Annotated in this window: 10 protein-coding genes; 6 read left to right on the top strand and 4 right to left on the bottom strand. The window is 47.2% G+C overall.

Annotated elements, in window-relative coordinates; all coding sequences use genetic code 11:
* Window positions 1–46: 46 nt before the first annotated feature.
* Window positions 47–1,399, bottom strand: coding sequence for a molecular chaperone (gene yegD / locus K9N75_RS16770; protein ID WP_130974197.1), 1,353 nt, complete (start codon window positions 1,397–1,399; stop codon window positions 47–49).
* A 195-nt stretch (window positions 1,400–1,594) separates the two neighbouring features.
* Between yegD and alkA the strand changes: the two genes are divergently transcribed.
* Window positions 1,595–3,028 (top strand): DNA-3-methyladenine glycosylase 2, encoded by a 1,434-nt coding sequence (gene alkA, locus K9N75_RS16765; protein WP_224451924.1) that lies wholly within the window; start codon window positions 1,595–1,597, stop codon window positions 3,026–3,028.
* Window positions 3,028–3,510: a methylated-DNA--[protein]-cysteine S-methyltransferase gene (locus tag K9N75_RS16760; protein ID WP_008814399.1), complete on the top strand. Its 483-nt coding sequence runs from the start codon at window positions 3,028–3,030 to the stop codon at window positions 3,508–3,510. The genes alkA and K9N75_RS16760 overlap by 1 nt, the downstream gene beginning before the upstream one ends.
* A gap of 10 nt (window positions 3,511–3,520) precedes the next feature.
* Here K9N75_RS16760 and K9N75_RS16755 read toward each other — a convergent pair whose 3' ends face one another.
* The 3 genes from K9N75_RS16755 to K9N75_RS16745 form a co-directional block, all read right to left on the bottom strand.
* Entirely contained in the window at window positions 3,521–6,508 is a 2,988-nt protein-coding gene (locus tag K9N75_RS16755) for a PAS domain S-box protein (protein ID WP_224451923.1), read from the bottom strand.
* A 214-nt stretch (window positions 6,509–6,722) separates the two neighbouring features.
* Complete coding sequence (gene mgtE, locus K9N75_RS16750) at window positions 6,723–8,159, bottom strand: magnesium transporter (protein ID WP_224451922.1); 1,437 nt, start codon at window positions 8,157–8,159, stop codon at window positions 6,723–6,725.
* A gap of 65 nt (window positions 8,160–8,224) precedes the next feature.
* Window positions 8,225–8,467, bottom strand: coding sequence for a YfgG family protein (locus K9N75_RS16745; protein ID WP_008814396.1), 243 nt, complete (start codon window positions 8,465–8,467; stop codon window positions 8,225–8,227).
* 541 nt (window positions 8,468–9,008) lie between these two features.
* On the opposite strand from K9N75_RS16745, the gene K9N75_RS16740 reads away from it, so the two are divergent.
* The 4 genes from K9N75_RS16740 to brnQ all read left to right on the top strand — a co-directional run bounded on the left by K9N75_RS16740 (window position 9,009) and on the right by brnQ (window position 14,405).
* Window positions 9,009–9,722, top strand: a complete 714-nt coding sequence (locus K9N75_RS16740; RefSeq protein ID WP_224451921.1) for an MASE1 domain-containing protein — start codon at window positions 9,009–9,011, stop codon at window positions 9,720–9,722.
* A gap of 60 nt (window positions 9,723–9,782) precedes the next feature.
* Window positions 9,783–10,930, top strand: a protein-coding gene (locus tag K9N75_RS16735; protein ID WP_109171055.1) for an IS3 family transposase whose coding sequence is annotated in 2 segments (ribosomal slippage) — window positions 9,783–10,020 and window positions 10,020–10,930 — 1,149 coding nt in all. Because the reading frame shifts where the segments join, the coding sequence is not laid out codon by codon here.
* A 69-nt stretch (window positions 10,931–10,999) separates the two neighbouring features.
* On the top strand, window positions 11,000–12,445 hold the full coding sequence (locus K9N75_RS16730; RefSeq protein ID WP_311136429.1) for a sensor domain-containing phosphodiesterase: 1,446 nt from the start codon (window positions 11,000–11,002) through the stop codon (window positions 12,443–12,445).
* Between the two features lie 640 nt (window positions 12,446–13,085).
* Window positions 13,086–14,405: a branched-chain amino acid transport system II carrier protein gene (gene brnQ, locus K9N75_RS16725; RefSeq protein WP_008814394.1), complete on the top strand. Its 1,320-nt coding sequence runs from the start codon at window positions 13,086–13,088 to the stop codon at window positions 14,403–14,405.
* Window positions 14,406–14,425 lie beyond the last annotated feature (20 nt).

Genomic DNA, 14,425 nt, shown 5'->3' with positions numbered 1-14,425 from the left:
CGATATTTTACCGTTACGCCGTGCAGATTAAGTGCTTACTAACCGGCTAACGATACACGCGCTGAGCCCAACGCGCTAAGCCTGCCGTTACAGAACCAAAATCGTTACCGCCGACGATTGGGATGCCTGGTAACTGGCGTGCCAGTGCGTCTCGGATAATCGGTGAGCGAGCACTTCCTCCGGTCAGATAAATGACTTCAGGAGTGATATTGCTAACCGTTAATGCACTGTTGACCTGTTCTTGGATACGCTCCAGCGGTTGAATAATCGCCTCTGCCAATTCGTGCGCATTCAGATGCTGTACCAAACCTTTCGCAATGAAGTCTAAAGTTGTGCTGATGCTGTCTTGTTGGGAAAGCGCAATTTTGCTCTCTTCAGCAGCACGCACTAAACGATAGCTCAAACGTTGCTGATAAACTTTCAGTAGCAGTTCAACCTTATTGGGCTCAGCCGCATCGCGGATTAAATCACGCAGCATACGGCCGTTAGCAGTGCTGTAGAAATCGCTTTGCGCAGGCACATCATTCGTGGCGACGGCGTTCCAATAAGGCAGTGCCGGCAGCGCTGTACCTTTCTCTGTGACTCCCCCAGCACCCAGCAATGGCATCATCTGTTTGAAGGCCAGCATGATATCCAGATCGTTTCCGCCTACGCGGCACCCGCTGTGGCCTAACAGGCTGTCGTGGCGGTCGCTAAGTTCCCGCCATTGTGGCCCCATTAACAGCACCGAGCAGTCGGTTGTCCCACCACCGATATCGACCACGAGCACTTTTTTCTCTTCATTGAGTGTGGCTTCAAAATCTAAGCCCGCGGCCACGGGTTCAAACTGGAATGTAACGTCTTGGAAACCTGCGCGATGTGCGGCACGGTCGAGAATACCCTGTGCCTGTGCGTTTGCCTCTTCGCCCCCAGTGCCTTGAAAATTGATTGGCCGTCCGATAACGGCCTGAGTAATAGGATGATTAAGCGAACTTTCTGCCTGACGTTTGATGTGGTACATCATGGCGCACACCAGATCTTCAAACATGGCGATCTGCTGGGGCTTAAGACCATTTGCGCCCAAAAATGATTTAGGTGATTTTACGAAGTAGACCTCTTCAGGATCTTCCACGTAAATTCCAAGAGCCTTTAAACCAAATTGGATGCTATCGCTGTTTACAGGAATATCTTCTTCGCGGTTAAAGTTTATTGCTCGGCGCAATAGCTGTTGGTTTTCATCACTGCCGGTTGGCACTTGCCAATGACGATGTAAGCATTCGCTCACTGCTTCACGAGTGGGCGCGCATAACATTGAGGGCAGATACGGAGAATCCTGCTCAAGAGGTAATAACTCAGGTTGGTCACCTCGCATCACTGCCACAGAGCAGTTTGCGGTACCATAATCGAATCCAATAAACATATGTTCTCCAACGTTCCCCATGCCATGAAGGGCGGCGACTTTACTCTATTGCGCCGTTTTCATCAAATAACTCTCCTCTCATCGCGATTTTACCTTACGGATGTAGCCGAACCGATGGTGATATCAATGTCCGATTTCCGCGAGTCAGAACCGTCAATAAAGGATAAGCTGTAGACAGAAACGGCAGGAGGAAGTATGAACGGCAATCATGAAATCTGGTATGCGGCATTGAAAGCGCGTGATCCTAAGTTTGATGGGCGCATTTTTGTTGGCGTGTCATCAACCAAAATATATTGCCGTACGGTTTGCGGGGCTCGTACGCCAAAAGCGGAGAACTGCCACTTCTATCCCAGTGCCGCCGCAGCGGAGCGTGATGGATACCGCCCCTGTCTTAAATGCCGCCCAGAGCTGGCTCCAGGATTGTCGATAGTCGATCTTTCCAGCCGCTACATGCAGCTTGCGGTTCAACTGATTGAACAGGGTTTTTTAACCCAGCATAGTTGTGAAGAGTTAGCGACACGATTAGGGATTTCCGATCGCCAACTGCGCCGTGTATTTGCCGATCGTTTTGGCGCCTCGCCCATTGAGTACGCGCAGTCCTACCGTTTGTTGCAGGCTAAGCGGTTGTTAATGGACAGCCATTTGCCGCTGGCAGACGTTGCGCTCAGCGCGGGATTTGGCAGCCTACGCCGTTTTAACGAATTGTTTAGTGCGAGATATCGAATGACGCCAAGTTCTCTACGGGCAAATAACAAAGGGCAGGAAGACGGGTTAACGCTGTCGCTGAGCTATCGTCCTCCCTATGATTGGGAGTGGATGCTGGGTTTTCTCGCTGCGCGTAGCGTTTCAGGTGTAGATAGCATTACTGCGAACGGTGACTATCAGCGCACTTTACGGATTGGCGATGCGGCCGGTTGGATAGTTTTGCATCCAGAGGCGTCGCGCTGCCGTGTAAAGGTACTGATTTCTGATTCTTTGGCACCACATGCGCCAGAGGTTCTGCGGCGGGTGCGTCAACTTTTGGATCTGGACGCCGACCCAGTGGCAATTTCTGCCGGACTAGGCAGTCTTGCCCAAAATACCGGATTACGGCTACCTGGCTGTGTAAATGCGTTCGAGCAGTCAGTTAGGGCGATTTTAGGGCAGGTGGTTAGCGTGAAAATGGCGGCAAAGTTTGCTTCTGCCGTCGCAGAACGTTGGGGGGAGGCTGTAGATACCCCGTGGGATGAATTGAAGGTCATATTCCCAGATGCACATCAACTCGCTCGGGTAACCCCCGAGGCGTTGAAAACGATCGGAATTCCTCTTAAACGTGCGGCGAGCATTGTTCATTTAGCAAAAGAAGTGAGTGAAGGTCGTTTATCGCTAGAGGATGTGCTGGATATTGAAGGAGGCATTGCGGCGATTACGGCAATTCCGGGCATTGGGAGTTGGACGGCAACTTATATCGCGATGCGCGCATGGAGCTGGCCAGATGCTTTTTTACAAGGGGATTATCTGATAAAGCAGCGCTTTCCCCAGATGACGCCGAGCAAAATCGTGCACTACGCCGAACGTTGGCGGCCGTGGCGAGCCTATGCCACTTTACATTTATGGCATAACGATAGTTGGACAACGGAGACAATCTAATGAACTACGGTCATTTTGCAACGCCCCAAGGGGAGATGTTTGTGCTGTTCGACGAAGAGAGTGTGCACGGTATCTACTTTGACGGACAAAAGTATCTTCCTGATTTTAGTCTGCATCAGGCGCTAAATAATCATCCTTTGCTGGATGCTGTTAAGCCTCAGCTACTCGCCTATTTTTCTGGCCAGAGCGATTGTTTCGATTTTCCACTAGCAGTGAGAGGAACGCCATTTCAGCAGGCTGTTTGGCAGGCACTCCGTGAAATTCCTTGCGGTGAAACCTGTAGCTATATGGATGTTGCTATCAAAGTGGGGAATCCGAGAGGTGTACGCGCGGTGGCTCAGGCCATCGGGCATAACCCTTGGTCAGTCGTCATTCCGTGCCATCGCGTGATTGGTACATCGGGTAAATTAACCGGCTACGCCGGCGGAATAAATCGCAAAGCATGGCTGCTGGAACGCGAAGGTGTAAACATTCCGGCTTAGGCGACTGAGGCTAATTCATGCCGAAATAGCCATCCTCAAGGACTGCCGTAAGCGGTTTTACCTCTTGAATCATGTTACCAAACGCAAGATCGATTTTTATGCTGTCCAGTGTCAGCAACGTAGCCTGTATATCGGCGGGCCCTGCAATGGTTTGAGCTCCATGCCGCCACGCGTTGCCGTGAATGATAGATACCAAAACTTCATCCATTTGATTGCAATGTACGTTGGTAATTAGCGTGGGGGTAATCATTACGTATTCAATATTGACCGACTCTAGCCGCTCTATGGCGCTGAGGTTACGTCCAAAATCCTCGACAATAAGTCGACAACCAAGCTCAGACAGCGCCTTTAGCGCGGGCAGTGATTGCGCATAGTCTTCATTTACTGCGCTTTCAGGTACACGGATGAGCAATCGAGAAGTAGGGAGAGCCGACTGTTGCAGCATTTCAATTAACTGTGCGGTAAATTGAGCGTTACAGAGACTGCTGCTTGCCAGAGGCAACGCGACACTGACGCCTTTATATTTCAGCACTTGAGAGGTGTGGTTTAACACTTTATGTAGTAGCCAACGATCGACATGTTCTCGTCGGTGGCTCTGGAAGCATGATTCCAGAAAAAGCTCGGGTAAAATATTGACGCCATTATTCTGATAAGGCATGAGCTCTAAATTATAAAAGGCAATAGCACGAGGTGTTTTAGGGGGCGCTATTCCCTGTGCCAAAATGTGTATTCGATCCTCAGCCAAGATGGCATCGATATCCTCACCGCTGAGTAGTCCTTTCTCATAGTTAATATGCAGCTTGTGTTTTGGCTCGTAGCACATGAGTTTGCCGCGACCGCTGTGTTTTGCTGTGTAGCAGGCAATATCGGCCTGATTCATCAAATCGGCAGCGATTGCGTTACCGGAATTAATCACCGTCATTCCAGCACTGGCACCCACGCGATGTAGCTTGCCTTCCCATTCGAAGAGATAGTCATTTATTTCATTGATAATGCGCGTGATGTGTTCTTTGGCTTTATGGATTTCACAATCAAGCAGGATAAAAGCAAACTCATCTCCGCCGAGGCGGGCGAGCATATCTGGTGGGCGGGTATGGGATAACATTGATTGGCTAATTTTTTGCAGCAGTGCGTCGCCGGCCGCATGACCCGCGCTATCGTTAACCGCTTTGAATCGATCCAGATCGAGAAACACCAGTGCGTGAGTGCGTTTTTCTTCAACGGCCTGACGTAGGGCTCGTTTTAGTGCCTGCTCGAAGCTTACGCGGTTAGGTAATCCGGTTAGTGGGTCATGCAGGGCACTGTAAGAGAGTTTACGCAGTAGCTCACGGGATTCGCTCACATCTTGGAAGACCAAAACGTAACCCATGAGGTTACGATGGATATCGGTGAGCTCTGAGACGCGACTCTGCACGTCAAAGTGAGCTCCTTGCCGATTTTTTAGAATCAATCGGTCTTCTGTGCGTTTTGCATGACTGACTTCATCAATACGTAGCGGATGAACGGTATCACCATCAACACCATCGTAGAGATGTACGATGTTATTAATGGGAAGCCCCAGTGCTTCCAGTTGTGTCCATCCCGTCATTTTCTCCGCTACGGGGTTCATGAAGGTGACGTGTTTATAGCTATCGGTGCTGATGACAGCATCGCCGATAGAGGTCAGCGTAATGTGCAGGCGCTCTTTCTCTTCATAAAGCTTATCGAGCAGTTGTTGTTTATATCTTTCGTTATTTTTTATCTCACTGATATCTTTTATCTGCGATACAAAATACAGCGGCTTTCCCTGAGGATCGCGGATCAACGAAACACTCAGCAGTGTCCAGATGCTCTCACCTGAACTGCGTAGATAGCGTTTTTCCATGCTGTAGCTATTGATCTCACCGTCAACTAACGCATTAAGTTGGCGCAAATCTGTCTCTAGGTCATCGCGATGAGTGATATCCTGAAACGTCATGTCGGTAAGCACATCAGCCGGATACCCCAGCATTTGGCAAAGCGCTGGGTTAACTTGTATCCAACGGCCATCGAGCCCGACTAAGGCGGTACCAATGGCAGAGAACTCAATGACGTTACGAAAACGAGTTTCGCTTTCCTCAATGTGATCGCGTTCTGAACGAAATGCATGCATCAATACTGCTACTGAGTTGACCGGTAGTAATACCAATAAGAGCGGGGTATACAGGAGAACATCGTTCACTGAGGGGTATGCAGCACGAATATCGACGATGTGGTAAGCAATCATGATTGCCAATAAGATAATCACGCATAAGAAACTGGTGAAAGCCTGTAGCAGCGGCAGACGGATAGCGGCCCAGAGCATTGGAATGACGGCAAAAGTAAAGGGAAAAGGGAGATATTGCATGGCGTAAAAACATGAAATAAGCGCAATAGTAATAATCGTAATACATTCCACCATGGTCTGTTCGCGGAGGCTTTTTTGTAAGAAACCGTAGTAATACAACAGGCCTACCGGTGTTAGCGCCATCACGCTGATTGACTCGGACATAAACCAGACACCGAATACCTGATTAAAAGTGGCAAGCCCATGTAACGAGACAACAATCGCCGCTAAAGTTGCGCTGAGCAGCGGTGAGACAATGACACTGCAGATCACAAACTTGAACCAAGTATGTAGACCGTCGATCGGCGATTTATGATTGAGGAATTTACTTAAAAGCAGTGTGCATACCACAGCCTGAATTTGGTTGATTAGTGCTAATTGAACCGAGAATAAACTGATAGGGAAGAAGGTCCAATTCGCTGCCATAGTGGCTAGCTGTGCTGTAATCAGGAAAAGAGGCCATAGCCGTTTTTTATGATGAAACAAAAAGGCAATGGTGGCCGCAGTTGGAAACCATAGCGAAGCTAAATTGGTATCATGCTGAGTGAGAGTAATGCAAAAGCAGGCCAGAGAATAAATCAAGCCAGCAAAAACCGCGAGTGTGACAACGATATGGGGCTTTTTTTCAACTCTCACATCTAGACTAACATCCATACCCTAACCTTAGCGATGAGCGAGTAATACATTAATATTTTAATGTTTTTTACGCTGGCATTTGCACGAATGTTAGTCTAAATGCCACTATGTGCAACATTAATAGCCATAACAAATAGTTTATAGACTTACATTTGATGGGTGATTTGGTTATAACCCCAAAAAACACCGTATTTTATGGGGCTAATGATAAATTAGGGCGGTTCTTAGCTAATTAAAGCAGGAATAAAGTGGCTAATCCAAGAAAGATAAAGAACCCACCGGTATCCGTTATTGCAGTGATAAGCACGCTGGAGCCCACGGCAGGATCGCGACCGAAACGGGTCATTGTCATTGGGATAACCACCCCCATCAGCGCCGCCATCAGGAGGTTTAGTATCATTGCTAGCGTCATAACGCCGCCCATCGCCGCATTATGATAGAGCAGATAGGTGACAAGCCCCATGAGCCCTCCCCAGACAATTCCGTTAATCAAGGCCACGCCGAGTTCGCGCAGTAATAAAAACGAGATATTGCCTGCTTGAATATGTTGTAACGCTAAGGCTCGAACAATCATGGTGATGGTTTGATTACCGGTATTACCACCAATTCCAGCCACGATCGGCATCAGCGCAGCCAGTGCGACGAGCTGAGAAATGGTGTGTTCAAATAACCCAATGACGCGTGATGCGATAAAGGCAGTACAAAGATTAAGCGCCAGCCATGCCCAACGTGTTTTTACCGCTTTAGTGACTGGGGCGAAGACATCTTCTTCGGCACTCAAGCCCCCCATACGACGTAAATCGGTATCGCTTTCCTCATAAACCACGTCAACGATATCTTCAATGGTGAGGCGTCCCATCAGCTTACCTTTGGCATCAACCACTGGGGCGCTGAGTAAGTCATCACGTTCGAAGGTTCGCGCTGCTTCTTCATCATTATCTTCCGGATCGAATGTTGCGGGATTTTTATCCATGACCTCACTGACGCGTTTTTCTGGCTTGTTCAGCAGCACGGTCGTTAAACAAAGTTCACCCAGTAGACGATTGGTTCTATCGGTGACAAAGAGCTTGTCTGTGTTAAGGGGAATAGCCCCGCGCATGCGTAAAAAACGTTGTACGGTAGCGAGTGAAACATCAGGACGTACGGTGATAATTTCGAAGTCCATAATAGCGCCAACGGTATGTTTACCGTAGCGAATGACTTCGCGAACCTGCGCACGTTGTTCCGGCTCCATCGATGTCAGTAGACGTCCCATCAGATTACGTGGGAGGTACTGTCCGAGATAAACCTGCTCATCGATATCAAGTGACCGTAATGCGGTTAGCAGTTCTTTGTCACTCATTTCATCGATAAGGCTGTCCCAAACGCTTTCAGAGGCTTCGACGAGCGTTTTGCCACGCTTCTCTTTACCCACTAAACGCCAAAGCGCATGACGCTCATCCGCGGGGAGCGCTTCCAGTGTATCAGCCAGATCCGGCGCGGGCAGTTTATTAACGAGTGATTTTATTTCAGCGGTTTGGTCGAGGAGTTCTGGGTTGTGCAGTTGTTCTGGATCCTCAAGTTTGCCGAGGATACCTTCAGATAGCGATTTATTATTAAGCAGTAATTGCAGGATACGGAAACGGTCTTCTGCGCGTTGTTTAACATGATTTTTTGCAATGACGGGCATCAGAAAAGTAATTCCTTTTTCTTATTCATTATGAGGTTGTAGGCGTAAATTTGCCTGCTTAAAGCTTAGTCTTTAAGCGGTGTCTGCGCGTCTTTTTTCTGCGCAGGTTTTGCAGATTCAGTATCGAGTTGAAGTGGCTGAGATTTCTCAGTTGGTGCGATTTGCTGATTTTCCTTTTTATCCTGATGATGGGAAATCGCGCCAAAGGAAGCGTAGAGTAACCGACCAATCAAAATGATAAAGCTGATCAGCAGTACAATTTTGGTCATTTGGACGTTAGTACGTCGTTTTAGTTTATGAATATTCATCGTCGTCTAATCATCTCGTTTTAGAGATATCAGCCTCTGATTTAGGCATAGTCAGGCTGAGGCGTCAATCATAGATGTACTAAAGACAAAATCTTTCGAGCTATGAATGAGTTATCAATCTTTGGTGATTAATGATGGAAAGGGTAAGTTTCACCATCGTTAGCGTCTAGCATTTTATTAGCTTTTTAAATTTTGGTTTAACATTGGTTCAATATTTAATCTATTTAGTTAATAGAGAAAGAAAGATGCTTACAGGATAAATCTGGATTAAGCGCAAATTATAATTGAATTCAGTGTTTTTTGATCATCATCAAAAGGTAGAATACCACGTTACATAATATCTCAGGCCATTCTCAAAGCACCTTCATATGATGGGCTTGGATTGACGTCTGAACTCCTAGTAGGAGTTCAAAAGAGTGATTAGGATGCCACTTTTTATTAGCACTGTTTTTGCAACGAGCATTGTTGTTATTCATTCACTCAATGACCGTGTTAGAACATGTAGCAAGGAGTGACCTCGGAACCCATAAAAGTCTAGTCCATGAGCCAATTACAAAATCAAATACATCGCTTAAGTTATTGGTGGGGGCTCCCCCTACTTTTTGCAGCTATTTTATTACCTTTTAGTCTGATGGCATCCCCTTATCTTCTCGTTGGTGAGGGCGAGGTGTTTCTCCTATTCCTGCCGTTAGCGATTTCTGTCTCTTTATTAATGATTTTTAGCTGGCGCGTATTCCCCTCCCTTGCCATAGTTTCTTTCGTTCTCTATATCTACAAATTAGGACTCCTCCCCGGAGCATGGGTCGCGTTAGCGTTTACGCTTTCGCTGGGGATATGCTGGTATAGTTTTTTAAAGCATGTTGGAAATCGATGGTCATGTGGGTTCGGCCGCATGCAAACGATGCTGCCACGACTTTTTTGGATTGTCGTTGTTTTACCATTGGTTTTTCTTTTGTTGATACAGATTGCTGTTGCTCTGGGGGTGTTCATTCCTGTAGAGAGAATGGCTGCCTCTGCTCCCTTCTCAATAAGGACACTCATTAGTTACCAAGCATTAATATTGGCCTGCTTATCTGGTGTGCCAATGTGCTACTACCTGCTCCGTGTTGCCATCAAACCGCGCTTTATTCGCGTTATTGTCAGTCGTTGTCGTAAAGAGCTAGCCCAAGGCGTTAGCGCTTGGGAAATTCAGCTTTGGCTGGTTTTGTTGGTCATTATGCTGGTCATGTTATGTATCCCTGCTAACGATAGTTGAATCGCCACGGGTTTAACAGACACCTCAGAGTCATTTAAGATGACTTAAAGAGAGGTGCCCATGAGCGGTAAACGTTATCCCGAAGAGTTTAAAATTGAAGCAGTCAAACAGGTTATTGATCGCGGTCATTCTGTTTCCAGCGTTGCAACACGTCTCGATATCACCACCCACAGCCTTTACGCCTGGATAAAGAAGTACGGTCCGGACTCATCCACTAACAAAGAACAGTCAGATGCTCAGGCCGAGATCCGCCGACTCCAGAAGGAGCTGAAGCGGGTTACTGACGAACGGGACATATTAAAAAAAGCCGCGGCGTACTTCGCAAAGCTGTCCGACTGAGGTACGCCTTTATTCGTGACAACTCCCTTTGCTGGCCTGTTCGTCTGCTCTGCAGGGTGCTGGATGTTCATCCCAGTGGCTTTTACGCCTGGTTTAAGCAACCGTATTCTCAGCGCCACCAGGTAGATCTGAGACTGACGGGACAGATCAAACAGTTCTGGCTGGAGTCCGGTTGCGTTTATGGTTATCGCAAGATCCATCTGGACTTGCGGGATAGCGGGCAACAGTGCGGAGTGAACAGAGTCTGGCGACTGATGAATCGTGCCGGGATAAAGGCTCAGGTCGGGTACCGGAGCCCGCGGGCACACAAAGGCGAGGTCAGTATCGTATCGCCCAACAGGCTCCAGCGACAGTTCAATCCGGATGCTCCGGATGAGCGTTGGGTAACGGACATAACTTACATCAGGACCCACGAAGGCTGGCTGTATCTTGCCGTGGTTGTTGATCTGTTCTCACGCAAAATTATCGGCTGGTCAATGCAATCCCGGATGACAAAGGACATTGTCCTGAATGCGCTTCTGATGGCCATATGGCGACGTAATCCTCTAAAACAGGTGATGGTTCATTCAGATCAGGGCAGTCAGTACACAAGCCATGAGTGGCAGTCATTCCTGAAATCACACGGCCTGGAGGGCAGCATGAGCCGTCGCGGTAACTGTCACGATAATGCGGTTGCAGAAAGCTTTTTCCAGTTGCTGAAACGCGAACGGATAAAGAAAAAGATCTACGGAACACGGGAAGAAGCCCGCAGCGATATTTTCGATTACATTGAAATGTTTTATAACAGTAAGCGTCGGCATGGTTCGAGCAATCAGATGTCACCGACAGAATATGAAAACCAGTATTATCAACGGCTCAGAAGTGTCTAGATTATCCGTGGCGATTCAAGTTCCAACATTTTTTTCACTGATTATACGGTGACGTTACTTTTGCCTTTGATGTTATTTGGGGCTATGCGCTATGGGTATCAATTAACTAGCCTTGTATGGTCAGCTTCGGTGATTACGCTACTGATTAATTATGATGGCTTTGTGCAGTGGGATAACTTAGCGCATAGCCTAGCGCTAATTATGTCGATGATGGTGATGTTTACACTTACCATTATTCTGATGGCCGCAGTAAATACACGCCAACGCAGGCTCTATATCAAAACGCAGCGTGCATCGATGATTGATCCTGTTATTCAACTGCCCAATTTGAGATGTTTGCATCATGACTTAAAACAGCATGAGCGCTCGGTGGTCTGTTTTTTACGCATCGCGAATCTGGATACGCTTTGCCGTACTTACGGGATGCAGTTACGGCTTGAGTATAAACAGCGTCTGGCCAGCATGATGAAAAAGGTGATGGCTAATAATGAAGGGGTATACCAGCTTCCGAGCTATGACCTCGTACTACGGCTAAATAATAAAAGTGCGGCTGAAACACTGAAGCGGCTTAACGATGCAATGAAAGCATTTCGTCTACTGTGGAATGGTCTGCCTTTGCGTTTACATTATGGCATTGGTTATTGCACCGTTCGTCAGCCACTAGAGCACATTTACACCATTATTGGCGAACTCAGTTCGATGGCGGAGCGTTCTCTTATCACTGGGAACGCAGAATCAACCCACCTTAATGCTCAGACATTGCAAGAGGGTATTCATAGTAAAGTCGCGATGCTTCACCACATCCAGAATGGCCTTGATAAAGATCGTTTTATGCTGATGGCTCAGCCTATTGAGGGATTTCGTGGCGATCGCTATTACGAAGTTTTGCTCAGGTTGCAGGACGAACACGGCAATATCATCATGCCAAACGACTTCTTCCCAGTGGTACAAGAGTTTGGACTTAACTATGACGTTGATTTATGGGTACTTAATAATACGCTGGCTTTTATCAATGAAAATCGTGAACGTCTGCCAGCGGTGTGTTTTGCGATCAATCTGACCCCATCAACGTTAGCTAGGCCGACTCTGGTGCAAGATATTGCTCGTATTCTGGCACAGTATCAGGTTGAGCCTTATCAAATAATCCTGGAAATCACCGAGAGTAATATTACACAGACCAAAGAACTGACTTCAAAAACGCTATCTCAATTACGCCAGATGGGATGTCGTATTGCCATTGATGATTTTGGTACTGGTTTTGCGAGCTACGATCGACTTAAACACATTGAAGCGGATATTTTGAAAATAGACGGAAGCTTTGTTCGTCAATTAATGGATAGTCCTATCGATCAGCAAATTGTATCGGCAATGTGTCAGATAGCACGCCTCAAAAAGCTTTTGGTTGTGGCTGAATATGTTGAAGATGAAGCACAAAAGTTTCAGTTGAAAGCACTGGGTGTTGATTATATTCAGGGTTATCTACTAGGAAAGCCACAACCTCTCTCTTCTCTCTGACTTTCTGCATATGACGACTAAATCTGCTTTTTATCACTGCCGGGCTTGTCCCGCAGTGAATAGGCGGGGTTAAGTAGTTAACTTATTGATTAAATTATTTTTTTATTATTTGTTTTTGCTGTTTTTATATCAATAAACGTGAGTTTTATGCTCAAGGTCTCAGTAGTGTAAAATTCTTATGTATGTGTGTTTTTTAATCAATCATCCGCAGAGAACACCACATTATGGGGCAATTTATGTATGGTGATACTCTTAAAATACCAAATCATTAACTAGCTCACCAACTTTCTCTGGATGATGATTCCGCAAGTCAATTTAGCTCTTGTCTTTTACCTGCTAGAACGTGTTTACTTATCCGCGTAGTCGCCATATCTCGTCAGCTAATAACTTATACAGTAACTTTCTGTCCGGTGATGTAACCCAATCAAATGGCTTTGCACAGGGAAAGTCAGGGGGATTCAAACTCAGGCAGAGCGGCGTTTTATGTGTAGATGTGAATGATGTTGTTGGAAGGAAAGCCGACTACGAACTCGGTTGTCTTTTCTTCATTACCCCTACTTTCATCTGCAAGGCGATTTTTCCGCGGCTCACGATTCGTTTGAAACTCTTAAACTGTTATAAGGCAACACGACATCTCATTATGACTCATCGTTTAACGTCCAAAGATATCCTGGCATTAGGATTCATGACTTTCGCGCTGTTCGTTGGTGCAGGTAATATTATTTTTCCTCCGATGGTTGGGTTGCAGTCTGGCGAGCACGTCTGGATTGCGGCTATCGGTTTTCTTATCACCGCGGTAGGTTTACCGGTGATGACGGTAGTGGCCTTGGCAAAAGTCGGCGGCGGTATTGATGCGCTGAGTACGCCAATTGGTCGTAAGGCTGGGTTACTGCTGGCGACGGTCTGCTATCTGGCAGTAGGGCCGTTGTTCGCCACGCCGCGTACAGCAACCGTTTCATTCGAGCTTGGTATCGCCCCTTTAACGGGCGATGGCGCTGCTCCGTTGCTGATTTATAGCGTGGTCTATTTCGCGCTGGTCATTGCCATATCGTTGTACCCAGGCAAACTGCTGGATACTGTCGGGCACATTCTGGCTCCGCTGAAAATCGTTGCGTTAGCTATTCTCGGGATTGCGGCGGTTTTATGGCCTGCGGGCGTACATGTGCCAGCCATTGAAATCTATCAGCAGGTTCCGTTCTCAAGTGGATTTGTTAACGGCTATCTGACCATGGACACGTTAGGTGCCATGGTGTTTGGTATTGTTATCGTTAATGCTGCGCGTTCCCGTGGTGTAAACGATAGCCGGTTGTTGACTCGCTATACGGTTTGGGCTGGTTTGATTGCGGGTATCGGTTTGACTTTGGTATATCTGAGCCTGTTTAAGCTCGGGTCAAGCAGCGGTGAATTGGTACCTGATGCACAGAATGGTGCGGTGATCCTGCATGCTTACGTTCAACATACCTTCGGTGGTATCGGAAGCTTGTTCTTAGCGGCTCTGATTTTCATTGCTTGTATGGTAACGGCCGTTGGCCTGACCTGTGCCTGCGCGGAGTTTTTTGCTCAGTACCTACCGTTTAGCTACCGCACGCTGGTCTTTATTTTGGGCCTATTCTCGATGGTTGTGTCGAATTTGGGTTTGAGTCATCTGATCCAGATTTCTATTCCGGTACTGACGGCGATCTATCCGCCATGTATTGTGCTGGTGGTCTTAAGCTTCACCGTACGCTGGTGGAATTCTGCTCCGCGTGTATTTTCACCGGTTATGATTGTGAGCTTAGTATTTGGCATATTAGATGCGTTGAAGGGCTCTGCATTGGCTAGCCATTTACCTGTTTGGACTGAACATTTGCCATTGGCAGGTCAAGGTTTGGCATGGTTGCCACCGTCACTGTTGGTATGCGTGGTTATGGCAATTATTGACCGCACGATGGGGCCGCGAAATGTCACGGTGCATAACTAAAATGATTTTTGATGGATCTG

This window comes from Hafnia paralvei, from assembly GCF_020150375.1.
Lineage (GTDB): Bacteria > Pseudomonadota > Gammaproteobacteria > Enterobacterales > Enterobacteriaceae > Hafnia > Hafnia paralvei.
This window is presented reverse-complemented; position numbering and strand designations above follow the sequence as displayed.